25 protein-coding genes and 1 pseudogene are annotated in these 22,960 nt (G+C 65.7%); 10 read left to right on the top strand and 16 right to left on the bottom strand.

Annotation, left to right across the window (positions count from 1 at the left end; translation table 11 throughout):
* The first annotated feature begins 6 nt into the window (after positions 1-6).
* The 3 genes from KJK29_RS24685 to KJK29_RS24675 all read left to right on the top strand — a co-directional run bounded on the left by KJK29_RS24685 (position 7) and on the right by KJK29_RS24675 (position 2,800).
* Positions 7-471 (top strand): NUDIX hydrolase, encoded by a 465-nt coding sequence (locus KJK29_RS24685; protein WP_215121314.1) that lies wholly within the window; start codon positions 7-9, stop codon positions 469-471.
* A 529-nt stretch (positions 472-1,000) separates the two neighbouring features.
* Positions 1,001-1,525: a hypothetical protein gene (locus tag KJK29_RS24680; protein ID WP_215121313.1), complete on the top strand. Its 525-nt coding sequence runs from the start codon at positions 1,001-1,003 to the stop codon at positions 1,523-1,525.
* Between the two features lie 480 nt (positions 1,526-2,005).
* Positions 2,006-2,800, top strand: a complete 795-nt coding sequence (locus KJK29_RS24675; RefSeq protein ID WP_215121312.1) for a hypothetical protein — start codon at positions 2,006-2,008, stop codon at positions 2,798-2,800.
* A gap of 134 nt (positions 2,801-2,934) precedes the next feature.
* Here KJK29_RS24675 and KJK29_RS24670 read toward each other — a convergent pair whose 3' ends face one another.
* Positions 2,935-3,162: a hypothetical protein gene (locus KJK29_RS24670; RefSeq protein ID WP_215121311.1), complete on the bottom strand. Its 228-nt coding sequence runs from the start codon at positions 3,160-3,162 to the stop codon at positions 2,935-2,937.
* Between the two features lie 1,218 nt (positions 3,163-4,380).
* Here KJK29_RS24670 and KJK29_RS39190 point away from each other — a divergent pair.
* Complete coding sequence (locus KJK29_RS39190; RefSeq protein ID WP_255986526.1) at positions 4,381-4,515, top strand: hypothetical protein; 135 nt, start codon at positions 4,381-4,383, stop codon at positions 4,513-4,515.
* Between the two features lie 299 nt (positions 4,516-4,814).
* Complete coding sequence (locus KJK29_RS24665) at positions 4,815-5,477, top strand: hypothetical protein (protein WP_215121310.1); 663 nt, start codon at positions 4,815-4,817, stop codon at positions 5,475-5,477.
* 300 nt (positions 5,478-5,777) lie between these two features.
* On the opposite strand, the gene KJK29_RS24660 is transcribed toward KJK29_RS24665, so the two are convergent.
* Genes KJK29_RS24660 through KJK29_RS24650 form a run of 3 tightly spaced genes read right to left on the bottom strand, consistent with a single transcriptional unit; the run spans position 5,778 to position 9,388 of the window.
* Positions 5,778-7,679 carry an AAA family ATPase gene (locus tag KJK29_RS24660; protein WP_215121309.1) on the bottom strand — a complete coding sequence of 634 codons (1,902 nt, stop codon included), beginning with the start codon at positions 7,677-7,679 and terminating at the stop codon, positions 5,778-5,780.
* A complete protein-coding gene (locus KJK29_RS24655; RefSeq protein WP_215121308.1) occupies positions 7,680-8,201 on the bottom strand; it encodes a hypothetical protein in 522 nt (173 codons plus the stop codon).
* On the bottom strand, positions 8,201-9,388 hold the full coding sequence (locus KJK29_RS24650; protein ID WP_215121307.1) for a dsDNA nuclease domain-containing protein: 1,188 nt from the start codon (positions 9,386-9,388) through the stop codon (positions 8,201-8,203). Before KJK29_RS24650 ends, KJK29_RS24655 begins: the two co-directional genes overlap by 1 nt.
* A gap of 484 nt (positions 9,389-9,872) precedes the next feature.
* Here KJK29_RS24650 and KJK29_RS24645 point away from each other — a divergent pair.
* Positions 9,873-10,145 (top strand): annotated as a pseudogene (locus KJK29_RS24645) (IS21 family transposase); the annotation flags it as partial.
* Between the two features lie 342 nt (positions 10,146-10,487).
* Here the strand turns inward: KJK29_RS24645 and KJK29_RS24640 are convergent.
* The 4 genes from KJK29_RS24640 to KJK29_RS38950 all read right to left on the bottom strand — a co-directional run bounded on the left by KJK29_RS24640 (position 10,488) and on the right by KJK29_RS38950 (position 12,553).
* Complete coding sequence (locus KJK29_RS24640; protein ID WP_215121306.1) at positions 10,488-10,790, bottom strand: hypothetical protein; 303 nt, start codon at positions 10,788-10,790, stop codon at positions 10,488-10,490.
* Entirely contained in the window at positions 10,787-11,530 is a 744-nt protein-coding gene (locus tag KJK29_RS24635; RefSeq protein ID WP_215121305.1) for a GntR family transcriptional regulator, read from the bottom strand. Before KJK29_RS24635 ends, KJK29_RS24640 begins: the two co-directional genes overlap by 4 nt.
* Positions 11,527-11,751, bottom strand: coding sequence for a hypothetical protein (locus KJK29_RS24630; protein WP_215121304.1), 225 nt, complete (start codon positions 11,749-11,751; stop codon positions 11,527-11,529). Before KJK29_RS24630 ends, KJK29_RS24635 begins: the two co-directional genes overlap by 4 nt.
* A gap of 523 nt (positions 11,752-12,274) precedes the next feature.
* A complete protein-coding gene (locus KJK29_RS38950) occupies positions 12,275-12,553 on the bottom strand; it encodes a hypothetical protein (RefSeq protein WP_251058132.1) in 279 nt (92 codons plus the stop codon).
* Positions 12,554-12,631: 78 nt separating this feature from the next.
* On the opposite strand from KJK29_RS38950, the gene KJK29_RS24625 reads away from it, so the two are divergent.
* The 3 genes from KJK29_RS24625 (at position 12,632) to KJK29_RS24615 (ending at position 17,281) form a co-directional block, all read left to right on the top strand.
* Positions 12,632-13,390 carry a GntR family transcriptional regulator gene (locus KJK29_RS24625; protein WP_215121303.1) on the top strand — a complete coding sequence of 253 codons (759 nt, stop codon included), beginning with the start codon at positions 12,632-12,634 and terminating at the stop codon, positions 13,388-13,390.
* Between the two features lie 308 nt (positions 13,391-13,698).
* Positions 13,699-16,203: an FtsX-like permease family protein gene (locus KJK29_RS24620; protein WP_215121302.1), complete on the top strand. Its 2,505-nt coding sequence runs from the start codon at positions 13,699-13,701 to the stop codon at positions 16,201-16,203.
* Between the two features lie 118 nt (positions 16,204-16,321).
* Positions 16,322-17,281 carry a D-2-hydroxyacid dehydrogenase family protein gene (locus KJK29_RS24615; RefSeq protein ID WP_215121301.1) on the top strand — a complete coding sequence of 320 codons (960 nt, stop codon included), beginning with the start codon at positions 16,322-16,324 and terminating at the stop codon, positions 17,279-17,281.
* A gap of 143 nt (positions 17,282-17,424) precedes the next feature.
* On the opposite strand, the gene KJK29_RS24610 is transcribed toward KJK29_RS24615, so the two are convergent.
* The 4 genes from KJK29_RS24610 to KJK29_RS24595 all read right to left on the bottom strand — a co-directional run bounded on the left by KJK29_RS24610 (position 17,425) and on the right by KJK29_RS24595 (position 18,925).
* Positions 17,425-17,703, bottom strand: a complete 279-nt coding sequence (locus tag KJK29_RS24610) for a hypothetical protein (protein WP_215121300.1) — start codon at positions 17,701-17,703, stop codon at positions 17,425-17,427.
* Positions 17,704-17,849: 146 nt separating this feature from the next.
* Entirely contained in the window at positions 17,850-18,119 is a 270-nt protein-coding gene (locus KJK29_RS24605) for a hypothetical protein (protein ID WP_215121299.1), read from the bottom strand.
* Positions 18,120-18,288: 169 nt separating this feature from the next.
* Positions 18,289-18,564 carry a hypothetical protein gene (locus KJK29_RS24600; protein ID WP_215121298.1) on the bottom strand — a complete coding sequence of 92 codons (276 nt, stop codon included), beginning with the start codon at positions 18,562-18,564 and terminating at the stop codon, positions 18,289-18,291.
* A gap of 82 nt (positions 18,565-18,646) precedes the next feature.
* Positions 18,647-18,925 (bottom strand): hypothetical protein, encoded by a 279-nt coding sequence (locus KJK29_RS24595; RefSeq protein ID WP_215121297.1) that lies wholly within the window; start codon positions 18,923-18,925, stop codon positions 18,647-18,649.
* Positions 18,926-19,373: 448 nt separating this feature from the next.
* Here KJK29_RS24595 and KJK29_RS24590 point away from each other — a divergent pair, with 448 nt between their 5' ends.
* Positions 19,374-19,664 (top strand): chaplin, encoded by a 291-nt coding sequence (locus KJK29_RS24590; protein WP_215121296.1) that lies wholly within the window; start codon positions 19,374-19,376, stop codon positions 19,662-19,664.
* A 55-nt stretch (positions 19,665-19,719) separates the two neighbouring features.
* Here the strand turns inward: KJK29_RS24590 and KJK29_RS24585 are convergent, their stop codons facing one another.
* The 4 genes from KJK29_RS24585 to KJK29_RS24570 form a co-directional block, all read right to left on the bottom strand.
* Entirely contained in the window at positions 19,720-20,586 is an 867-nt protein-coding gene (locus KJK29_RS24585; protein ID WP_215121295.1) for a tyrosinase family protein, read from the bottom strand.
* Positions 20,570-21,070 carry a tyrosinase cofactor gene (locus KJK29_RS24580; protein WP_215121294.1) on the bottom strand — a complete coding sequence of 167 codons (501 nt, stop codon included), beginning with the start codon at positions 21,068-21,070 and terminating at the stop codon, positions 20,570-20,572. The genes KJK29_RS24585 and KJK29_RS24580 overlap by 17 nt, the downstream gene beginning before the upstream one ends.
* Positions 21,071-21,239: 169 nt before the next feature.
* Positions 21,240-21,821, bottom strand: coding sequence for a hypothetical protein (locus KJK29_RS24575; RefSeq protein WP_215124627.1), 582 nt, complete (start codon positions 21,819-21,821; stop codon positions 21,240-21,242).
* 201 nt (positions 21,822-22,022) lie between these two features.
* Positions 22,023-22,724, bottom strand: coding sequence for a hypothetical protein (locus tag KJK29_RS24570; RefSeq protein ID WP_215121293.1), 702 nt, complete (start codon positions 22,722-22,724; stop codon positions 22,023-22,025).
* Between the last annotated feature and the right edge of the window lie 236 nt (positions 22,725-22,960).

Below are 22,960 nucleotides of genomic sequence, written 5' to 3'. Positions count from 1 at the left end.
CCTCCTATGCTCCTCTACATGAGTCAATCACAGGAAGCGTCACCGTCCCCCCTGCACTCCGTATCCGTGGCCGGAGTAGTGGTGCGCGAGGACGGCCACCTCCTGGCGATCCGCCGAGCCGACAACGGCACCTGGCAACTCCCCGGCGGCATCCTCGAACTCAAGGAGACCCCCGAGGCCGGCGTAGCCCGCGAGGTCCTGGAGGAAACGGGTATCCACGTCGAGGTGGACGAACTGACCGGCGTCTACAAGAACCTGACCCGCGGCATCGTGGCCCTGGTCTTCCGCTGCAAGCCCTCGGGCGGCACCGAACGCACGTCAAGCGAGTCCACGGCAGTCTCCTGGCTCACGCCCGACGAGGTCAGCGAGCGCATGTCCGAGGTCTTCGCAGTCAGGCTCTTGGATGCTTTGGACGGCAACGGCCCCCACGTACGAAGCCACGACGGCAAGCGCCTAATCCCAGCGGGATAAGACCTTCTCTACTCCATCAAGCCCCGGCTGCGCTCCGCTCCGCCGGGCGCGCTTCCCGGCTCCGCTCCGGGCGCCGCTCCTGCCTTCGGCCCGCTCCGCCCGGGCTGCGCCGACGCGCGCCCGCATGTGAAACAGGCCGGGTCATGAGTCGAAAGCCGCTGAGCGCGGCAACTCTCAAAGCATGCCTCCGGCGGGGGCGCTCAGGCTCCGAGATGGCGGGGCCGCTTGCGAGTGCCGGCCGGAGTAGTGGCGTGCGCGGGGAGCTCCCATCCCGTCTGCCATCGACCCAGGCAGAGCCGAGCAGACGCGGCCCCTGGCGTCCAGGTCGTTCGTACAGTGGCGCGCTCCACCTGGACGCCAGGAACCACGCCCGCTCCACGGTGTGTGGGTCGACGGCAGACGGGATGGGAGCTGGGGTGAGTGGTGGGTGAAGGGGTCCTGGCAGGGCTTGAGGGGCGCCATACCAAGCGCCAGCACGAGGCTCCAAAACCGATGCCCTGAGGACTGGGTGTACGTCAGACTCCCATCCATGGCAGAACGCGGAGACGTTGACGCATACCGTCGCCTCTGGGAAGCAAACCCAGAGCAGAAGGAGCTTGATCTAGCCCTTGGCTTTATGGTCCACCAAGCCGCCAGCCTGGAGTTTTTCCTCCATCAGACGGTTCGACGATCGGTCGGGGGACGGTACGCGACCCTTGTCACAGCTGGCCTGCAGGCCTCCGGCTTGCTCGACGCCATCAAGCGAATCTTGGACGTTGGGGCGGTCTCAGAGGAAGCCGCGCGAGAAATGGCCGAGATATCCGGCAAGTGCCGCACCGCGTTCAGGGAGCGCAACAAGTACGTCCACGGCATACGCGTCATCAACACGGAGCACAGCGAGGTCTGGACGAACAACCGTCGAGACGGCGGTATCGATCAGCACCCGATGCAAGCAGAGAAGCTCATGGAGCTTGGAGCCGACTTCGCCATGCTGAGCGCACAGGTAACGGACTGGTATCGGCATCACGTCGATGGGCAGCCCCGACGAGGAAGTCGACGACCACCTTCAGACTGACACCGGCGCGCATGCCCTGCCGCGCAGCATGCTTCGCGTGTGCCCCAGCCGTGCCCGATCGAGCGGGTAACACCGGGGAATGGCGACAACTCACGGACAGCACGCAGTACAACGGCCCCTGACCGATCTACCTGGTCAGGGGGCGTTCTCACTGCTCACCACGCGGAGGCGGTGGGATTTGAACCCACGGTGACATCGCTGCCACGACGTTTTCAAGACCGACCGTGGATGTCTCACCGCTCCACAGCCACCTGGGCAGATCACGAATCTTCGGGCCGAGTCGGCCCTGCGGGCAGGGCTTCACGCCGTCAGCCAGAGCCCGGCGAGCAGCGTCCTGCTCAATCCCCTTCAATGTCTGCTATGTGATTAGTGATCGGGGTAGTGTCACGTGGCGACCGCATCGAGGGGGTGCTCTCTGTGAGTGGCAGAGTCCGGGAATGGTGGAAGGACACGCCCCCGGCTATTCGGTGGGTGGTCTACGTGGCTGTACCCGCCTGGCTCACGGCGCTCCTTCTCGGGCTCTACGGCGACGCACACCATTGGTGGGACAACCGCGCGTTCCTGACCAACCTCCTGTCGAGTTTCACTGGGCTACTTCTTGGTGTTCCTTTCGCCTTGGTCGTTCTCTCACACCTGGGATCGATGCAGGCCGATGCCGCGAACCGAAGGGCAGCCATTCGTCGCGGCCTGGAGGCCGCGCGACTTTTTCGAGCGACCAGCCTCAAAGGATTCGCCCACTCGAATCCGCAGCAAGCCATGACTGATCTCATCCGGCTGCGCACTGAGAACGCCAAGCTTCGCCAGCGGCTCAACACGGGCCTACCCTCGACGGATCCGCAGCGGCGGGCGTATGTCAGCGCGATCGCTCGGTTCTTCGATGCCAGAGAGACCGCAATCCAGCAGGCATTCTCGCTAAGTGGCGAGGCGCAACAAGCTTGGCTTGATCAAGTAGCTCAGGACTGGGAACGACTCGATCGCGACGTGCGACCTCGCCTGGAAGAGGTGGGAGGGCAGTGGATGAGGCCGGACGCGTACACGGATCTACGAAAGTCCGGCAAGCAACTCGCTAACTTGAGTGCTGTGCCAATGCGCAAGCTCCGTCGTACGCGTCAGGTGTTCGACCCACTGGAGCCAGACATCCCCGGCCCGCCGACTTCGCAGTTTGAGAAGTCAATCGCGACACTGCGGAGGGACGCAGACGCAACCCATGAGGTCGTCGTTGCCCTGCTTGAGATCATGCGAAACCTCAGCGAGGTCGAGCGCATCGCTACATGACCGCAGGCGTGGGGCCGGCCGGACTGGTTTCTCTCCGTGTCTTCGTGCGCATGAAGAAGCCCCGAGGCGCGTCCGCCTCGGGGCCCATCCTCACTGGCGTTATGAGTATGTAGGTGCGCACCTAACAGGGAGGATTACGGGCGATGCTGCCTGATGACGTAGATCAGGCTGGCAACGCCAGTCAGCAGCATGCCTACTGCTGTAGACGCCGTAAATGCCACGCCGACGGCGTCAGTCCATTCCTTGCCTGCCATACTTGCGCCCCAGCCTGACGCCAAGCCGACTGAGATAGTGACCCAGAGCAGGTTCATAACGGCCAGAAACGCGGTCTTGCTACGTTCGTAGAGGGATGTGGGGTTCATAGCGATTGCTCCTTAGAAAGTTCACGGTTATCACCCTTTTCGGGAGGCAATGTAAATTTTCGAATGCATGAAGAAGCCTCCGATTTGCATGCACACGGCACCGCGACAGTGCGAACTAAAAATAGAAGATCCGAGCTGACGCATTCTGTCCGCAGGGAAGTTGCCGACACCTAACAACAATGTATTCAGGGAAGGGAATCATCCAGCCGGGCTTCAACCACGACTCCACCAATACCAAAGAACGGGACCTAACTGGCGCCTGTAGGTCCCTGGAATAAGGTGAAAGCCCCTAGGGTTAATATAAGCACTTCGGCCTTTTCACGGAGAGCGCGGATCTGGCTACTCTGACCAGGTCACGGAGGGTCCCGCATGGCGTTTACCTCCCCCCGCCTGCAAGCCAATAACTCCACGAGGCGTAACCACACGCCTCCATAAGTTGCCTCGCCCAGCTGCTTGCAGCGAGACGCCAGCCCTCCCCGTCGGCAGGGCTCAGAAGCACGGTAGCGCCTCATCCGGCTGCTCGGGAGACGTCCGTGACTTTGCGTCAGTTCCCGTCGGTCACCCACAAGAGGTACGCGCATGCCATGACCTGCCCAGGCCTAAAGGGCGTCCTGTAAGGCGTGCGGTGGGCACGTCAGGTGCCTGGGCTTAGATGCCGTTCGTCGAGGGCACCGAACCGTACGTCTGTGCTTGTCCGGTGCTCGAGGTGCTTCGGTGACATCCAACGCTGACATCAACAACCCTGAACGACAGCAGCGCACGGCGGCCCTGGACGACGCCGGTTTACGAGACGAGCCCTGTTTACGCCGAGGGAAGATCGAACTCCTAAAGCGGTGCTTCTGTACCTCCTCCATGGCGGGCGGAAGTTGGCGGACTGGTCCCTCGTCCACGCGGCGGCAGAGCGAGGTGTACAAGTAGGGCAGAGGGACGGTATGAAGTGCTTCTTGATCCACATGTCCTAGAGGGGGGACGCGCATGCTCGGCAGCGGAAGGACCCTGAGTAGCTTCAAGGTCGGAGACAAGGTCACGGTCAAAGCGCCAAGCGACAGGCCCCTGTACCACCATGGGTCACACGGAACCGTCGTCACCATCGGTACCAAACGGGTCCATGTGAGGATGGACGAAGCTGCCTTTGAGAGCCACGACGGAGAGGTCGCGAACTTCCTCCCAGGTGACTTGGAACCTGGGCACGTTGGAACACCCAGAAACGCCGATCGCATGAACGATGCCTTCAGCGCCCTCAAGCTCGCGGCCGGCACCGATCTCGTGGCCGTGGCGATGGAAGCTGGCATCATCACTGCCGAGCAGGGCGAGCAGATCAAGGTCGCATGGGCCAGCCACTTGCAGAGCTGACGAGTGCAGCCATGCCGCAGCCCAAGTCGCCAGGGTGAGTGTCTAACTGCGTGACAACGCCGACGAACAGCGGCGGACGAACACGGACGTCTGCAGACCGTCAGAGCAGGTCGGGGGCACGACCGCCCAAGGTAGAAGCCCCACCCAAGTTGCTCCGGGACGAAGAGGTCCGTCTTCCAAGACCTTCACCACTCAACCAGAGCAGAGGGCCCGCGAGCGCACTTGCGGGCCCTCGATGTGCCGTCTTGTGGTGCACGGTAACGATCCCGCACGACGGGATGCTCCGTCATGATGCTTCGATGGACCTCTCTTCCATCTCTGTTGCCGGCCCCTTGTTCACTAGTGGGGCTGCACTGATCGTTGGTGGCGTGACGCGCTGGACACAACGCGGCGTTGCGCGTGATCGCATCAGATGGGAGGCCCGACTAGAGATCGCCAAGCTCAACGAAGCACGGTTCGCAACTGCTCTTGATCAATTGATCCAAGCCGCCGACGCTGCGAATCGGTACGTGGTTCGTTCAGCGGACTTCGATGTCACCGACTACGACGCGAGAGAGACATTCATTCTTCCCATTCTTGATCCAATCGGGCGGGCGCGTGTTGAGGTAGCGGCGCTTCCGCCCTTCGCACGTGAGGCGTCGGTGAATGAGGCCATCGAAGCGCTAGAACGCCTGATGGCGCCTCCTGAGAGTCAGAAGGCTCTACGTGATGCCTGGCAACCCGATCTCATCGGTGAGGCGATCACAGCCCTCAGCAGAGCAAGGAACGCCTACGTCGAGCTTGAACTAGGACTCGCGAGTTCTCAGGCGCAGCTCCGGTTTTGGATGAAGGTTCGCGGACAGGTTGTGGCACCTCGGAGGCCTCCCCAGAGTCGCGTGTGGGCTGAGCGCGACCGCTCAGCCTCTCAAGCCCGCACCACAAGCGCACCAGATCGGGCGGGGAACAGCGGGGAATCACGGTGAACGCAGTCAAGCTCAACGGGGCCGTGCCATGGCCGTTCGCACAGGTCAGCGTCCCAAGTCGCCTCAAGTGCCCGCAGCTTCCCAAGCTGATGGCGCTCTTTCCTGGATTGCGTCATCACCGGGCTCATGTCCGCAAGGTTGAAGCAAACGGATCCCACTGGGCGCCGGTGGCCACGCTACAAGGCAGGAGACGACGCATCTGTCGCCTTCTGCCAGTGGTGACCAAGCCAGCTCTCCTGCCGCGCTCGCGTCTGCGGGCCGGCCGCACCGCTCGGGCCTCGCGAACAGGAGAACTCCTGATCAGACTGTTTCCACTCCTTCACCTGGATGACTGACACCCGGAACCAACGGTGCGTCGTAGGTGAAGTGCAATTCGGCGTATCCCTCTGGGGTTCCCGTAGGGACATCATTGTCAGCGATGATCATTTGGAATGATCCCTCAAACTCCGCCCGGAGATGCATGATGTACTCGTACACCTTCTCACCAACAATTGAATCATCTGTAGTCTGCCCAATATTTTTCCGAGGGCTATCGATGATCAATAGGGTTGGATAGAGGGTATCTGCGTGAGAGAGCCCATATTTCAGGTTTGCTAGGTGATAGGCAAGGTTGACGATCGTCTTTCGGGCGCCACCCACTGACAGGTCGTCGAACTTCGCACCGTTAACAATGGGTAGGTATGTGGCCTCGTCAATCTTGGCGCTCATATACCAAGGAAGCTGTAGTGCGCCAACGATTTCATTGAATACGAGCGAAAGATCATTGATCCGTGACTGATTGCTAGACAGGTCTTCTTGAAGTGCCGCTTCTTGCCGAGCTACCCGGGTTGCCTCCTCCTCGGCATCGCTCGCCGCATCAACCGAACTCTGATAGTTACTCCAGCGTGCCGCAGAAGATTCAATCTTTTCAAGTTGGGCTTCATAGCGTGCAATTTCCATGGCCAGCCCTTGAACCTCTTCAAGTTGCGGGCTAATTAATACTGAGGCAGTGCGCTCCAGCTCCATCGTCAATTCAGCCAGATCTTCCTCGACCTGCCGTACTTTGGCCTGCTGGAGTTCTAGAGATTCCTCATCCTCCTTCAGTAGCGACTGGGTCTCACTGATCTGCGCTGCAAGCCGTTTTAGCTCTCCGCTGTCGAATTCACTTGAAGCTTCCTCAGGCTGCGTGCACAGCAGACAGTGCCCGCTCGCAACCTCGCGATCCCTAACATCTTGCAGGCATCGGGGACATGACGCGAATTCGAGTCCACTCAGCGCCCGATGTGCGACATCAGCCCGTTGCAATGCCTGCTGATCGAGACGTAGTTGTGCCATCAATGATCCGCTCTTGCGAACATCAGCGGCAGTGGCATCGCGTACCGCGATTAGCTCGCCCAACTGGCCTCTGAGCTGGCTTACGCGCTGTCGTGTGCTTCGCTGGGCTTCCAGGACCGCGCCGCTCTCGTTACGCACGTTATCGAGCAGGGAAGTTGCTTCTTCCAGTGCCCGCCTAGTGTCCTGCTCTAGTTGCTCGAGTTGCTCTAGTTCAGGTTCGTCGGCCTGGGCCAAGAAGTCCTTGATAGCCTCCGCCCTTGACTTGAGCTGAGCAGCCCTATCAGCCCATTTCCCTTTCAGGATCGCCAGATCGATTAGCTCCGGAGAATTCAATCCGTAGACCAGCTCAAAGACTGCCCGACGCTTGAGGTCGAGGTGAGAGTTGGCATGCCCTACAACCTGTGTGTCAATGTCATTTTGACCTAGGTAAATGTATTTATATAGATCAAAGAAACTTACTCCCACCGTTTCGCTTGTAGGCTTGGTTCGCTTCCTCGGGATTCTTAGGTCAGCAGGTAGACCGAGGGCGGCTAGCAGTTCCTGGCTGGCCTTTGGCATGTATTTTCGGTTGGTCGTGGACCAAGGTCCGATCAATTCACCTGTTGCATGGTCGACCACGTCAACAGTGTTTTGACCTACTTCTCTGATCAGCCTGTAACGACGACTCCCGAGGGTTACCTGCACCTCAACCGCGGTAACATTTTGCTCCACTGCCGGCATGAGTTTAGCGGACGTGGCGCCGAGCCCAAATTTTAGTAGCTCAAGGAGGCTGCTTTTCCCGACGCCGATGCTCCCAGTTACCACTGTGACCTGGTCGCTAAATGGGAATACGGCTTGGTCGGTGCGAGTCTTGATGGCTAGTTGATGGATTCGAATTGTGGCACCCAATTAGATCGCCTCCCAATGTGGGCGGTCTACTGCGTCGGGAAGTGATTCATAGATCATCTGCTTCAGCTTGTTTCCCGACAGGTTGAAATTGCGTCGCAACATTTCTGATCTCTCGTATGTGATACGCCAATCTGAAGTCGCAGCTAACTGAGTGGCCAGGGCGTCACCCTTTTCGGTAAGGCGAATGGAAATGCGCCCCTTCCCGTTTACGGTTTCGGCTAGCTCGTATCCGACAAGTCTGCCTAGCAATGAAAAATAGCGATGGTCCCATGGTCCGTACTTGTAGCGGATCATTCTACTTTCCACTGCATTGAGTTCGTCGGCGTTCGGTTCGCAGCCAAGCGGCCAACTGGCTCCTCGGGAGGAAAGCAGGTGATCCGTGAACGATGGATACCTGAGTAGGAAATCCAGCTTTGCAAGCTTGGTTAGTCCATCGAGCCCTTTAGATTTCGGTTTTCCAAAATGATGAAGAAGGATGAGGAGACGCGCCAAGTGATATTCGAGATTCTCATCGGCACGCATCAGGCAACCTCCTCTTCGTCATCAGAGAGATCGAACTCTGGTGACCACCAGATCTTGCACTCATCGGTGAGTTGGTAGGCAAGGCCGAGAAGGTGAAGACGATCCAGATCTATTTCGGAAGGCGCTCCGATGCTGTTAGGAGTGAGCCTGTCGTGCAGTATCCTGAGCATCTCCCGACCATATGTCGCGTTAGGGCTAAAACTCTCCGCCTCAGCCATCGCGGCTTCGTGAAGAACGCGAGTGGTGAGATCGTCTACCAGGTCGCCTTCAAGAGGCAAAGGGGACCTGTACTGGGCGGCAAAAGTCGTCCAAGAGCGTCTCGTTCTGCGAGCCGATTGAATCCCCGTCTCACCGATTCCGCCTTGCCGCAGCTTCTTTGCTAGTCGGGTCTCTGTTTGACCGTTAGGAGTGAGGTGAGTCTGTAGCAGAGGGTTGTCAAACTTGGGCACACGATCGACGGCCTTTGCTACGTGTTCGGCAGTGATGAGGCGCCGCGCGATGTCTTCCTCTCTGAGAGTGTCGTGGTCCAGGGAGTTGAAACGCGAAAGAGTCCACGTAACATCTTCTCGGTTATCTGCTACAGAGCGAGAAGCTTCCTCAACGACTTGTACGATGGAGTCGTAAACCCGCCCTGCCTCAAGGTTTCGTTTCCCTTGACGCCTCAACATGGGCCGAACATGGGACTCGATATTAATTGCCCTGATGTGCTTCCGTGGGGCGAGTTCAGCTTCCACCCTCAAACGCATCAAGAATTCAAATGCGTCGTGCGGAGTCGCGCATCCGAGCTTCACCTGAAGTTCCTCGGAAAAATCTTTGAGGAGTTTAGCATCGCCCGTAGCGCAAGCTTTGGCTAGTTGCTTCGCTCTACGGTCCAGGGCACCGTTAGTCGCCAGCCGAACTTGATCTGGCTTTCTGCACTCTTCCCACCTGGCGCGGAGAGTGTTAAGCCCTCCGTCGTCGCAGAGACTCGTGAGAGTCCAGTTCCCTTTACTTCTTTCGCGATGTTTGACGCTCACTAGGATGAAGCGGTGTCCCGACAGTGCGAGTATGTAGTCGGTGTGCCACTCGCAAAGAGCCCAAAGAAGCTCGCTATTGTCAAACTCGCAGCAGTGTCGCGCGATGACTTGGTATTGGTATCGATACCGATCTGCGGTATCACTGCCGCTGTCCTCGATGGGCTCATGCATGAGCTCCCATGGCACGTCCAAGCCTGTTCCCCCAAACCTCTCGTGACCTTCAGAAGTTACGCGATCACGTTCAGCGAAGCTAGAGGGGGAGAGTCGTGATTGCTGCATGGCGAACCTACGTCCCGTTCAACCGGGTTAAGAACCGGGGGCGCGCCCCGTTTGATGGGACTGATCGTCTGTCACGCGTGCTCCCCAGGGCGGAGCGGCTCTCGTCGCCTCCAGCACTGCATCGAAGGATGGGCTGGGTGGTGATCTAGCGGCCTGACGCCCGGTCCGCTGTTGACGCGATCGGGACGAGGTGTGGACGGTGGCTTGGGCTCACCCCGGCGAAGGCGCTTCACCGTAGTTCAAAGGCTGTGAATCTCAGACTTCCGCGAAGGTCTCAACGACGGCCGAACGCTGACCATCTGACGGCGGATCAAAAGTGACCTACTTGGTGATCTTCGTCTGACTCAGGCCTTGGTGATCAAGGTCAGGAGGGAAGGTGACCCTCGTGGAGGACTGGGCAGAGATCCGTCGGCTGCACCGGACCGAGCAGATGCCGATCAGGTCGATCGCACGGCATCTCGGCATCTCGAAGAACGCCCTCAAGCGTGCCCTGGCCAGCGACCGGCCGCCCAAGTACCAGCGGCCGGCCAAGGGTTCGGCCGTCGACGCGGTCGAGACGCAGATCCGGGAACTGCTGCGGGAGACTCCGACCATGCCCGCTGCGGTGATCGCCGAGCGGATCGGCTGGGAGAGGGGCATGACCATCCTCTGCTGGATGTAGGTGAGTCAGTCCATCCACGCACTCGTCGCCAGCATGAAGGCTTCAATGCCGGCCAAGCGACGCTCTTGAGCCTTCTCTAGCCTCGCGCATTCATGAAGCGGTGCTCAGCCAGCCGTGGCCTATCTGCGGACTCTCCTCGGCTGATCTGCCGCGTGCAGGGCTGTGACCTGCTGCGTTGTCTGAGACCCAAGCGGCCTCCGGAGCCGTGTGTCGCCGATTCTGGCCCGGACGACGCAATGGTGAGAGAAGCCCGGATAGATGACCGGACTTCTCTCCGCCATTGACGCGTACGGAAGGATGTTCTCGGCAGGTGCGGTTTGCGGCTGGTGCCTAGGAGCGGTGGGGTTCGCTCACCTCCAGGAGTTGACCGCGGCTGGTCGCGACGCGGAGCACGTCTCGCAAGGCCCCCGTCAATTCCTTCGCCAACCATCGCAGGTCTTCCGGGCCCGCCTCCTGGTCGACGAGGGTGTCTGAGGCCTCTTCCAGCAGCTCGGCTGCCGTTCCCAGTTGCACCGCTTCGATGTTGTCCGCCAGGCGGGACATGTAGCCGCCGTTGCCGTCGGTGCTCAGGTAGCAGGGCTTGCCCTCCGGTCCCGACCACGGGAGGAGTCGCAATTCGTTCGGTGCCGTCATCCTTGCTTCTGCCTCTCGTCGGTCACGGAGTGGGTGGTGAAGACGGCGTCGACGCGGTCCCCCGGGAACACCAGAAGCGCGGCCTCGACGACTCGCCCGGTCGTGTCGGTCGCGATGCGTGTGATGGCGACGACTGGCGCGGCGGAGCCGATCCGCAGGGCCGATGCTTCGTCCGGTGACGGTGGGCGGGCAGATACCCTTTCGCGGACAAGCGCCGGCGGCGAGCTCAGAACGGCAAAGCGCGTAGCCGTCTCCCGCCACGGGAATTCGTCGTCCAGCACTCCGGCGGGTGCCAGGTCGCGCGGGATGTAGATGCGGGCCAGTCCGTGCGGTGACTCTCCCTCGTGACTGGTGCAAAGGAACTCAGCGAGAGGGCTACCCGTCGGCACTGACAGCAAGGTCGTCAGGTGCCCCTGTGCTGGAACCGTGTTGGTGCGAACGCTGACGCGCAGGGCCGTTTCAGCGGCGGTCCACGGGTCCAGCGTTCCCCATCCCCCGACGTAGAGGATCTTGCGGGGCGGACGACGAGCGAAGTTCCCCCTGCCGTGGATCTTCTCAACGAGGCCTTCTCCCTGAAGCACGGCGAGGGCTCTCCGCAGTGTCACCGTGCTGACCTTGTACCGGTCGGCCAGGCCGGCTTCTGACGGAAGACGTTCGCCCGGCTTGATGTGCCCGGTCGTGATTTGGTGCCGGAGATTTTCGGCGATTTCTTGATGGCGTGAAGGCACGGACCCGATCACCGCCTTCTCTGCATACGAACGGCTGCGAGGCGGGTTCGCGCGTGTATGGTCAGCAGCTCGCCGGACTCGAAGAGGAGCTTCTTGCCGCCTTGGGGTAGCTGGATGAGGTCGCTCACCCGGCATTCTGTGCCGCCGAGTTGGATGATGTCACCGCGCTGCACGGTGGCCGCGGTGACCTCGACGTTGGATGCCAGCGCGCCCCCGGGTGCCCAGCCGCTCACCGCTCCACCTCCGCGGGTGTGGCGTGGTGGGACGCCGAGTGACACGGGCAGGCGCATGTCTCGACGACAACCGGCAGGTCGCTTGGTGCAGCGACCGGGGAGGATTCCGCGCAAGCACGGTGCGTGCCGATACGGCACTCGGTCGACCGGTAGGGAACGGGCTGAGTCGTTGTGATGCGGGGCTGTCGGCGAGGAGTCATCAGTTGACTCCCGCGAGGGACGACCAGGCTTCAGCGGGCAAGTGTGAAGCGACTACCACCTCGCGCGGCCCTACTCGCCCCTCCCAAGCCAGCACGTACGGGCGGACAAGCGCGTTGTCCTCCCCCGTGAGCGGGTGACGGTGGCGCGCGGTGTCGGGAGAGCAGCCCAGGAGGACCGTCGACGCGTCGGCGGACGCAGGGAGAACGGGGGCCGCCAGCGGCCTGGACGACCGTAAGGGGCGGCGGTGCCTGCCCTTGGGGAAGTACCGCGCTCTGGTGAGCGAGGCGGCACGGCGGATACGGTTGAGCACGCTGGTCAGCTCCTATCGCTGATAGCTCGGTCCCCCGACATCGCCCGTCGTGGGGACCGCCTTGTTTACGACCGCCCAGAGGGTGCGGTCGTTCAGGCTCGTGGCGAGGAGCCCGAACCGATCGGCCTCCGCCACCACTTCCAGGACCTCCCGCCATAAGTCGGCGGAGAGCGATTCCGGCACCTCCGCTTGGACCGACGCGTACCGGTCGTGCTCCTCCATGCGCGCGGGAAGTCCGAGGTCGGACAGCCGGGCAGCGAGGGCCGCCGCGCTAACTCCCGAAGCGGGCACAGGGCAGCCTCCGTCACCGGCGATCACTTTCAGTGAAGCTAGTTAACTAGATTAGAGCTAGTGGACTAGATTTTCCATATGCCTGAGCAGCCGCCCTATCTCCGCATCGCCGACGAACTCCGGCGGCGGATCTCGGAGCACGTGTGGGAGCCCGGTGACCGCCTGCCGTCCCGTGCTCAGATCGGCCAGGAGTGCGGGGTGGGCGAGAACGTGGTCCGCCGGGCTCAGGAGCTGCTGATTTCCCAGGGTGTGCTTGAGGGACGCGCCGGTTCGGGCACGTACGTCGCCGAGCCCCGGCAGCGGGTGCGGGTCGTCCGGTCGTCAGCCCGGGAGCAGCCCAGCGGATCGCCCTTCCGCGCGGATATGAAGGCCGTGGGCAGGCAAGGGGACTGGGAAAGTCGGACCGAGGCCAAGGTGTCGGCTCCGGCGGACATCGCGGTGCGGCTCGGCATCGCCGAGGGCGACCTGTGCGTCCGGACGACGTACGAGTTCTTGGCAGACGGCAAGCCGGTGCAGCTCTCCACGAGTTGGGAGCCGTACGACCTCACCGCCGGCACACTCGTCCTTCTCCCCGAGGGAGGACCGCACGCCGGTGCGGGAGTCGTGAACCGCATGGCCGCGATCGGTGTCACCGTCAGCCACGCCGTGGAGCAGCCGGAGCCGAGGCAGGCGACCGCCGAGGAGGCGTCACTTCTCGGTATCCAGAAGGCCGCGCTCGTGACGCACATCCGGCGGACGTACTACAGCGACGACGGACGGCCCGTGGAGACGGCGGACATCGTGGTGCCCGCCGCTCATTGCGAGATCGTCTACGAGATCCCGATCAACCGTCACTAACCCTGTCCCAGCCCCCTGTCGAAGTCGAATGCGTGTCGAAGGCCGATCGATGAGACGCCCGACGCCCGAAGAGAAGCAGGTCAGCAGCGGTGTTAGACGAGACGCACAAGGCGCCTTCTAAGCGCTTGGCCGCAGGTTCGAGTCCTGCCGGGGGCGCAAGTCTCCGCCCTCCTTCGGGAGGGCGTTTTTTGTGGGTGGTCGGGTTCGGGCGAAGGCCTCGCCCCCTGCGAAAGGCACCCTTGTTACGTATCGCGTGGCGGACTCTCTCGGGACGCGGGGCCGGCTGGGCGGGCGGTTTCGTCGCTCTCGTGCTGGCGCTGGTCATGACGACGGCGTGTGCCGTGCTGCTGGAGTCGGGGGCCCGGGCCGGGGCGCCCGCCGAGCGTTATGCGGGGACGGACGTGGTCGTCGCCGGGCAGCCGTTCGTGCCGCGGGCCGGGGAGCTGCGGGCGGCGCTGGAGAGGTTGCCGTCCGTCGAGCGGGCCGTGTCCGAACTGTCCTTCCCCAGCACTGCGGTGGACGGCTCGGGCAGGCTGGTCGAGGCGCCCTGGGACGGGCCGTCCCTGGGGCATTCGTGGGAGAGCGCGGTTCTCGGTCCCTTCACCCTGCGGCAGGGCCGCGCCCCTGACGGTGACTCCGAGGTCGTGCTGGACGGCAGTCTGGCCGGGCGCCTCGGCGCCGGGGTGGGCGACACCGTACGGATAGCGGGCCTTGACGGGCTGCGCCCGTATCGGGTTTCGGGTGTGGCCGATACGCGCCGGCAACTGGAACGCCAGTACGCCGTGTTCCATACCTCCCGCGAGGCGGAGCGGCTCGCGGACTCGGACCAGCCGGTGCGGGCCGTGGGTGTCCTGGGGAGGAAGGCCGCAGACACGGAGGCGCTTCGGCGGGAGGTGGAGAAGGCCGTCGCGGCGTTGTACGGGGACAGCGCCGGAGGGCTCGTGGTCGCTTCCGGTGGCGGGCGGGCCGAGGCGGAGTTCTGGGACGTGCCGTCGCCGGCGACCGTGCTCTCCTCGCTGGTCGGGACGTTCGGTGTGCTGTCGCTGTTCGTCGCGGGGTTCGTCGTCTCCGGCACGCTGACGCTCGCGGTCGCCGGACGGCTGACCGAGATCGGCCTGCTGCGGGCCGTCGCGGCCACCAAGGGGCAGATCCGCCGGATGATCGCGGTGGAGGTCCTGCTGGTGACGGTGGCGGCCGCGCTCCTCGGTGTTCCGGGCGGGGTCGGCGTGGCCGTGCTCCTGCATCGGGTGCTGGTGGACGGGGAGGTGCTGCCTGGGTCGTTCGCCCTGTCCGTGGGGCCGGTCGCGCCCTGGGCGACGGTCGGGTTGGCCGCCGTGGTGGCGCAGCTCGCGGCGTTCGCCGCCGCGCGGCGTGCGTCGCGGGTGCGGCCGGTGGAGGTGCTCCGCGAGTCGGCCGCTCCGGCGCCGAGGCTCGGCCGGCGGCGTGTGCTGCTCGGGGTGGGTGTGTTCGCCGGGGCGGGCGGCTGTCTGGGAGCGGTGGCGACCGGCCGGCTGGACGGGGGCGGTGGGACGGCCGAGAGCATGGTGCTCGTCCTGATGATCGGGGTGGCGCTGCTGGCGCCGGTGATCTGCCGGGTCGCGGGTGCCCTGTTCCTGGCTCCGGTGACGTGGTTGCTGCCCAGGGACGGCGCGCTGGCGGTCCGCAATCTCCTCAGGCAGAACGCCCGGCTGGCCGCCGGCGTGACACCGCTCGTGCTCGCTCTCTCCCTCACGGGCACCCTGCTCTGCGTGCCGTTGATCGCGTCGCAGGGCGCGCGGCAGGCGGAGCGGGAACGGCTGCTCGCCGATCATGTCGTGTCCTCGGCCGGGCCGGGCATCGCGCCGGGCTACGCGGAGCGGGCCGCCCGGCTTCCCGGTGTGGCGGCGGCCTCCGGACAGTTGTCCGTGGACGGTGAGCTGAGCCGCGCGGACGCCGTCCGGAACGACGCGGACCCGGGCGAGGACGACGCCGCCGTCATCGGCGGAAGCCTCGTCACCATGCAGGCCGAAGCGGTGCCCGGCCTTCTGGACCTCGGTGTCCGCGCCGGTTCGCTCGCCCGCCTCGGTGACTCGTCCATGGCGCTCGGCGACGGCGCGGCCCACAGCCTGGGTGTCACGGTGGGCGATCGCGTCCGGGTGAACTGGGACGACGGTGGGCGGGACACGTACCGCGTCGCGGCCGTCTACTCCCGCGACCGGGACTTCGCCGACGCGCTGCTGCCCCGTGCCTCGGCGGCCCGGCATGCCGCCACCCCGCTGGACGACACCGTTCTCGTACGGACGGCCCCCGGAGCCGATCGGAGCGCTGTCGAGCGGGAGCTGAAGGCCCTGGCCGCGGAATTCCCGGGCGCGCGGACCGGTGACGGAGCGGCGGAGAGCCAGACGGCGGGCCAGGCGAAGTCCGGCGCGGCGGCCGACCTGTTCGTTCTGCTGCTGCTCGCCATGATCAACGTGTTCACGGCCATCGCCGTCGTCAACACCCTGAGCATGGCTACGGCGGGCCGCCGACGGGAGTTCGCCCTGCTGCGCCTGGCCGGTGCCCAGTCCGCGCAGGTCCTGCGCATGCTGGCGTGGGAGGCCGCGCTCACCTGTGTGGTCGCGCTGCTGCTGGCCACCGGAGTCTGCGCGTCGGTGCTGGTGCCGCTCAGCATCGCGGTGACCGGCTCCGCGGTCCCGGCCCTGGCCGGCGGGCCGTTGGCCGCGCTGGCCCTCGGCGCGGTCGTGGTCGCCGTCGCCACGGTCACGGTCGCCGGGCGGCTGGCCATGCGGAGCGCGGCGGCCACGCCGGGGGGTCTGGCCAGGGCCGTCTCCTGACCGCCCCGAGGGAGGGGACTTCCCGCTGCCCGTCTCAGGCCCGATCATGGTCCTGGAACGGGACCGGAAGGCCGTGGGCCGTGGGTCGTAGGCCCGTGGGCCGAGGAAGGAGTGCGACGTGCGGCTGCGCTGTGCTGTGCTGGACGACTTTCAGAGGGTGGCGACCGAGGTCGTCGACTGGTCGGCGGTCGCGGACGAGGTGGAGGTCGTGTCCTTCGACGGCCATCTGGACGGCGAGGACGCCCTGGCCGCCGCGCTGGCCGAGTTCGACATCGTGGTGACCCTGCGGGAGCGCGTGTCGTTCCCCGGGTCGCTGATCGCCCGGCTGCCCCGGCTGAAGCTGATCGTCGCCTCCGGGATGCGCAACTCGGTCATCGACTACGCGGCCGCCGAGGAGCACGGCGTCACCGTGTGCGGTACGGCCAGTTCCTCCACCCCGCCCGTGGAGCTGACCTGGGCGCTGCTGCTCGGGCTCGCCCGCGGTGTCGTCGAGGAGAGCAACGCCCTGCGCTCCGGCGGCCCCTGGCAGTCCACCGTCGGCGCCGATCTGCACGGGCGCCGCCTCGGGCTGCTCGGTCTCGGGAAGATCGGCAGCCGTGTGGCCCGGGTCGGGCTCGCCTTCGGCATGCAGGTCAGCGCGTGGAGTCAGAACCTCACCAAGGAGCGCGCCGACGAGATCGGCGTCGAACTCGCCCCCTCCCGGGAGGACCTCCTCGCGAGCAGCGACTTCGTCTCGGTCCACCTCGCGCTGAGCGACCGCACCCGCGCACTGCTCGGGCCCGCCGAACTCGCGCTCCTCAAGCCGACGGCGTATCTGATCAACACCTCGCGCGCGGCCATCGTCGACCAGGACGCCCTGCTCGCCGCCCTGCACGAGGGCCGGATCGCCGGTGCCGGCATCGACGTCTTCGACATCGAGCCCCTGCCCGCCGGCCATCCGATGCGCACCGCCCCGCGCCTGCTCGCCACCCCGCACCTCGGCTACGTCTCCCGCGCCAACTACACGACGTACTACGGCCAGGCCGTGGAGGACATCCGCGCGTTCCTCGCGGGCGCGCCCGTACGACGGCTGCCCTGACGCCCGCACCGACCGCGGACACGGACACGGACACAACAATGGCCGGGACCCGAATCTCGGGTCCCGGCCATCCTCCGCTGGGCGGGTGGACCTCCGCGAGGGGCGCCGACGTGGACAGGGCGGCGCCTCGGGCTCGGCGGGAGTCAGGCCCTCTTGCCGGGGACGACGGCGCTGCTGACGCAGGTGACCTGGCTGTGGGCCGTCGGGCATTCCTGCGTCGAGTTGTTGACGACGGTGACCTTGCCGCCCTTGTCGGTCGTGTACGTGTACTGGGTCGTCTCCACGCAGCGAACGTGACCGTTGCCGTCGTCGACGCACTTGCCGGGGTCACCGAGGGCGGAGGCCTGGGCGGCACCGACGCCGATCAGGGCGAAGCTCCCCAGGATTCCCGCCGCCGCCGCGATCTTCTTCGAGTTGAACATCTACCTTTTCCTTTACGGTCGACCCGCCGCCGCTGGGCGAGGAGTCGTTCCGGACGCATATACCGGCTGAGAAGCCAAGGGGCAGGCCCCGGGGCTCGGACACCTGGTTCGAGCCCCGGGGCCTGCCCGCATCACCTGTGGGGTGATTACTTGCCCAGGGAGAAGGCCTGCGAGCAGGTCACAGACTCGCGCTCGCTGTTGTCCTGGTTGGCGAGGCCCAGGATCGCGAGGTTGATGTTGACGTCGTCGATGTTGATGAGCCCCTCACGCGAGTCGTTCTGCTCGCACGACTGGGCCTGCTTGTTCTCGAGCTTGAACTGCTCGTCGCCGTCCGCAGCGTGACCAACGCCAGCGCCGAGGAAGCTGACGCTGCCGAGCATGGCCACGACGACCGCGGCCTTCTGGTACTTGCGCATTACTTCTCCGATTTCTCGAATTGACACAGACCGTAATGGGCTGGTCACCGACAGTCGCCAACCTTAGGCGGCGTTCGCGCCTCTTGCCGGGCGAAACGCCCAGTCACGTAAATTTCTGGATAAAACCTGTTGTACGACCGCACCGACCGACGGAGCCGTCAGACCCCTGTCAGCCCCTCGGGGCGGGGGCCGTGACGACGTCGACGCAGCTGACCTGGCTGTGCGCGCTCGGGCAGGTCTGGGTCGACTCGTTGACGACGGTGACGTCGCCGCCCTTGTCCTTGATGACCTGGTACTCACTCATCTGCACACAGCGGACGTGGCCCTTGCTGTCCTGGACACAGGTGCCGGGACCCTGCGCCGAGGCCTGGACGGCACCGACGCCGATCAGGGCGAAGCCCCCCAGGATTCCCGCCGCCGCCGCGATCTTCTTCGAGCTGAACATCTACCTTTTTCCTTTGGTCAGGCGGCAGGCCCCGGGGCTCGACACAAGGTCCGAGCCCCGGGGCCTGCCTAGATCAACCTGATCAGTGGCCGCCGCGCAGCGAGAAGGACTGCGAGCAGTTCAGCGACTCGCGCTCGCTGTTGTCCTGGTTGGCCAGGCCGAGCAGGGCGCCGACGTTGACGTTGACGTCGTCGACGTTGACCAGACCCTGGGTGCTGTCGTTCTGCTCGCAGGACTGGGCCTGCTCGTTCTCGAGCTTGAACTTCCCGTCCCCGCCCGCAGCGTGACCCACGCCGGCGCCGAGGAAGCTGACGCTGCCGAGCATGGCCACGACGACCGCGGCCTTCTGGTACTTGCGCATTACTTCTCCGATTTCTCGAATCGACACAGACCGTGATGGTCCGGTCACTGACAGTCGCTAAGATAAGCGGCGTTTGCGACTTTTGCCACGCGAAACGCCTCGTAGCGTGGGTTTCTTGTGAAAGTGCACGTCGCGGCGCTGGAGGGGTTCCGCCAGGTGGTCGACACCGGGGCAGCCACGCCGGCCCAACTCCCGGTCGGGCAGCGCCGCTCACGAGGAGCGAGGCCTGCCCCGACCTGCGCGGAGACGACAGTCCCGGCCAGTAGACACGTCGAGGGCCGGGAAATACGCGGACGGCCGCCCATCAGCACCCATTTGGCGGAGCCCCTGTTCAAGATGGGTGATCCGCAGAAGATTTCTCGTGACCGGTCGGGGGTCGCCGCGTTGAACGGGCAGTGCGGCAGCGCGTACTGCTGCCGCACCTACCTAGTCAGTAAGGGAGAACGTGATGTCTCGCATCGCGAAGGTTGGCGCTGTTGCTCTCGGCACGGGCGCCGTGGTGCTCAGTGGGGCCGGTCTCGCCGCGGCGGACGCCGGGGCCAAGGGCGCGGCCATCGGCTCGCCCGGCGTCCTGTCCGGCAACGTGGTTCAGGTGCCGGTCCACGTTCCGGTCAACGTGTGCGGCAACACCGTGAACATTGTCGGCCTGCTCAACCCGGCCGTCGGCAACGAGTGCAAGAACGACAGCAACAAGAAGGACAGCAAGAAGCACGGCAAGAAGCACGGTCACCGTCACTGACCTCCGCTTGACCCGAGAGCCCCGGCCCCCCGAATGCCGGGGCTCTCCCCATGTCTCACGCGTAGCGGTAGATCCGCCCCACGTCCTCCAGCTCCTGCGGCGTCACGTCCCACGGCGGCAGCCGCTGGCGGCGTGCCACGATCCGGCCGTGCTGCCGGTCGCCCTTGCCCGGCGGCGTCGCGGGGAGGTAGCGGGCATCGCGGTGGCGGCGTTGCCAGCGAGACCACTGCAGGTCGATGAAGGCGTGGTGCAGCCAGAACACGGGGTCGTTGACGGAGGCGCCGCCGAGCATGTCCCCGCCGACCCAGCCGTGCACCCGGTTGTGGTTGCGCCAGGCCGTGTCACCCCGGCCGGTGCCCCAGCCCTCCAGCTTGTTGCGGAAGCCCCGGGTGACCGTCGAGTCCCAGGGCGCCACGTCGTAGACGGGGTCCTTCAGCGCCGAGGCCAGCTCGCTCTTCGTGGGCAGGGCGACCGGCTTGCGGGGGCGTCCGAGCTCCCGGGTGAGGAAATCCCTGTCGGTCACGTTCACCTTGATGGGCCACTCGCCGTGCCGGTAGGCGAACGGCCCGGTCATGACCTGGTGGTCGGAGCGGCGCCCGTCGCCCCCGAGGAGACGGTCCGTCCAGGGCGCGGAGGTTGTCGTGCGGTCGCGCGTCCAGTCCCAGTAGGGCACCGTCACCGAGGAGTCCACCCGGCGCAGCGCGCGCTCCAGGTCGAGCAGGAAGCGGCGGTGCCAGGGCAGGAAGGACGGCCCCATGTGCGCGGCGCGCAGCCCCTGCTCGCCGTCCGCGGAGAAGTACTCGATGTGCATCCGGACGAACTCGTCGTACTCGCCCCGCCGTTTGACCTCCAGCAGCGCCTTGACGAACCGGCGCTGCTCGGCCCTGGTGAGCGTGGCGGCGTCCCTACGTACGTACGCCACGCCGGTCCTCCGTGTGCCGGTGCCCGTGCTCCGCGTCTCCCGGTCCGGGAGCGCGCAGCCGGCGGCCGGGGCCGAGCGCGTCGACGGCGGCGCGGGCGGCCTGGAGCGGGGTCGGGTGGGAGCAGTAGTGGTCGACCATGCTCAGCCAGGTGCCGTCGGCGCGGCGCATCAGATGCAGCGGGCGGCCGTCCACGGTGACATGGCACCGGCCCTCCCCCGGGGTCCATGCCAGGCTGATGCGGCGGCCGCGGTAGGTCTCGGTGAAGGCGGTGTCGTGCCGGACGCCGCCGGGGCCGAGGCGCTTCGGCCAGAGCGCCGCGCCCACGGGGGCCGCCAGTGCCGCGGCCAGGGCCCAGACGCGCAGTCCGCGTGTCACCTCCCGCCGTGTACTGCCGGTGGGCAGCCGTGTGCTGCCCGCCGGCAGGGGGTCCGCCGGGGCCGGCGCCCCGTTCCCCGCCGGTCCTCCGCCGATGCTGACGGCCATGGCCCACTCCTCGTCCGGTTGCGGTGTCGTAGCCGTAACCGCCGGACGTGCCGCGCGGTCACCGCCGCGCGGCCGGACAAGTGATCACTGCGGCACCTTCCGGGACAAAGACGGAGGGCCGGTCCTCGGACTTTCCGAGGACCGGCCCTCCGCGGGGCGTGGTTGCGGCCTAGAACCACAGGTTGCCGTGCACCGGCTTGGCGTCGTTGACGGTGGAGGCGGCGTTCTTCGCGGTGTGGACCAGGGACTCCTTGCCCTCGGCGGTCACGTCCAGGGGGACCTTGGTGCTCACGCCGCCGGTGAGGTCGGTGGAGGCCAGGTCGCGCGAGTTCTGGGCGGCCGGAGCGGGCTCGGGGGCCGGGGCCGGGGCGGGCTGGGCGACCGGGGCCGGCTGCGGGGCGGGCGGGGCGACCGGGGCGCTCTGAACGGCCGGAGCCGGCTGGGGAGCGGGCGCGGGCTGAGCGACCGGAGCGGGCTGCGGCGCGGCCTGGGCGACCGGGGCGGCCTGCGGGGCCGGAGCGCTCTGCGCGACGGGGGCGCTCTGCGCCGGAGCGGCCTGGGCGACCGGGGCGGCCTGGGCGACGGGGGCAGCCGGAGCACTCTGGGCCACCGGAGCGCTCTGCACATCCGGGACGCTCTGAGCGGCGGGGGCGCTCGGGGCGACCATGGCGTCCTGGGCGAACGCCGGGGTCGCGGAACCGGCGGCGATCAGGGACCCGGCAAAGACTGCGGCAGCCTTCAGAGACTTCATCGTGTTCCTTTCTTCGGCAACGCACGTCGCCGGAGTGGTTTCTGTCGCCGTGCCTAACGAGCCCTGGCCTGGGCGGAAACCGGAACTGCCGAAGATTGCCAATACCTCATACGAGATCTATTAAAAGACCGGGACTTCCCGCTGTGAAAGAACAGCAGTCGTGGCGCCGCTCCTCGAGGCCGGCACCACGACTGGACAGGCTCACGGGGCCGGCGGCAGCAGCGGCGTCAGCACCGAGATCTGGGGCGCGAAGAAGTCATCGGGCTCCGCCGCGGGGGTCGTCGAGGTGCTGGACGTCACCGACGGAACGGCGTCCTCGTCCTGGAGCGCCGGTTCGGCCGAGGTCAGTTCGGCGAGGAGCTCGTCCACTCCGCCCAGCAGGTCGTCCACCAGGGGGAGGACGCCTCCGACGCCGCCGGTGACCGCCTCCAGCAGGCCGTCGACCGTGCCCAGCACGAGGTCCAGCAGGTCGGTCACGGGGTCGGCGGCGCGCCGCTCGGGCACCATGGCGGGCAGGGCGGGTAGGACGGGAGCAGGCAGGATGACCGGCGCGGGGGTCAGGGGCGCCACGGGGGACGGGGTCTGCGCGTCGTCCTCGACGGCCGCCTCGGCCAGGGCGGCCTTCGCGGCGTCTCCCAGCCTGATCGCCTCGGCCGCGGTGATCCGGCCGTTGTTGTCCCGGAGTACGGCGTTCAGCAGGTCGGCGACGGGGGTGAGCGTGCCCCAGTTGATTCTCTGGATCTGCACGAGGCGCACATCAGCGCCGGGAAGCCGGGCATCGGAGGCCACCTGGCCATGCCCGCGGGTCGAGTCGGCCGCCATGGCGACGGGGCCGGTGATCCCGACCAGAAGGGCGGCGCACAGTGCGCTGGACGCGATGCGCCGTGCGGGCAGAGCACGCATGGGGATTCCTTTCGACGGCGATGGATCTTGAGCCCACCGTGAAAGAACCCAGGGCTTTCCGCAAGCATTCATAGGCTTTTCGGGAATACATAATTCCCCCTTTCGCCGCGTCCAGCCTGATCAGACGCTTTGTCAGGTCACCCCTCCCGCGCCCCCCGATGGAGTAGAGGCCCGGCGCCCGCCGGGCGGAGGCGCCGCCCGGCACCCGGACGGCGGTCGGAACCAGCAAACACTTG

It is taken from the genome of Streptomyces koelreuteriae, assembly GCF_018604545.1.
Taxonomy (GTDB): Bacteria; Actinomycetota; Actinomycetes; order Streptomycetales; family Streptomycetaceae; genus Streptomyces; species Streptomyces koelreuteriae.
The sequence above is the reverse complement of the archived record's forward strand: the minus strand, read 5'-3'. Positions and strand labels throughout refer to the sequence as shown.

Bases quoted from the DNA above. Each gene is read 5' to 3' on its own strand.
- KJK29_RS24605 (WP_215121299.1), bottom strand. From the start codon at position 18,119: ATGCGCAAGTACCAGAAGGCCGCGGTCGTCGTGGCCATGCTCGGCAGC.
- KJK29_RS24580 (WP_215121294.1), bottom strand. From the start codon at position 21,070: ATGGCCGTCAGCATCGGCGGAGGACCGGCGGGGAACGGGGCGCCGGCC.
- KJK29_RS24595 (WP_215121297.1), bottom strand. From the start codon at position 18,925: ATGCGCAAGTACCAGAAGGCCGCGGTCGTCGTGGCCATGCTCGGCAGC.
- KJK29_RS24625 (WP_215121303.1), top strand. From the start codon at position 12,632: ATGCCTGAGCAGCCGCCCTATCTCCGCATCGCCGACGAACTCCGGCGG.
- KJK29_RS24650 (WP_215121307.1), bottom strand. From the start codon at position 9,388: ATGCATGAGCCCATCGAGGACAGCGGCAGTGATACCGCAGATCGGTAT.
- KJK29_RS39190 (WP_255986526.1), top strand. From the start codon at position 4,381: ATGAACGATGCCTTCAGCGCCCTCAAGCTCGCGGCCGGCACCGATCTC.
- KJK29_RS24570 (WP_215121293.1), bottom strand. From the start codon at position 22,724: ATGCGTGCTCTGCCCGCACGGCGCATCGCGTCCAGCGCACTGTGCGCC.
- KJK29_RS24680 (WP_215121313.1), top strand. From the start codon at position 1,001: ATGGCAGAACGCGGAGACGTTGACGCATACCGTCGCCTCTGGGAAGCA.
- KJK29_RS24640 (WP_215121306.1), bottom strand. From the start codon at position 10,790: ATGACGGCACCGAACGAATTGCGACTCCTCCCGTGGTCGGGACCGGAG.
- KJK29_RS24670 (WP_215121311.1), bottom strand. From the start codon at position 3,162: ATGAACCCCACATCCCTCTACGAACGTAGCAAGACCGCGTTTCTGGCC.
- KJK29_RS24665 (WP_215121310.1), top strand. From the start codon at position 4,815: ATGGACCTCTCTTCCATCTCTGTTGCCGGCCCCTTGTTCACTAGTGGG.
- KJK29_RS24685 (WP_215121314.1), top strand. From the start codon at position 7: ATGCTCCTCTACATGAGTCAATCACAGGAAGCGTCACCGTCCCCCCTG.
- KJK29_RS24590 (WP_215121296.1), top strand. From the start codon at position 19,374: ATGTCTCGCATCGCGAAGGTTGGCGCTGTTGCTCTCGGCACGGGCGCC.
- KJK29_RS24655 (WP_215121308.1), bottom strand. From the start codon at position 8,201: ATGCGTGCCGATGAGAATCTCGAATATCACTTGGCGCGTCTCCTCATC.
- KJK29_RS24610 (WP_215121300.1), bottom strand. From the start codon at position 17,703: ATGTTCAACTCGAAGAAGATCGCGGCGGCGGCGGGAATCCTGGGGAGC.
- KJK29_RS24575 (WP_215124627.1), bottom strand. From the start codon at position 21,821: ATGAAGTCTCTGAAGGCTGCCGCAGTCTTTGCCGGGTCCCTGATCGCC.
- KJK29_RS24600 (WP_215121298.1), bottom strand. From the start codon at position 18,564: ATGTTCAGCTCGAAGAAGATCGCGGCGGCGGCGGGAATCCTGGGGGGC.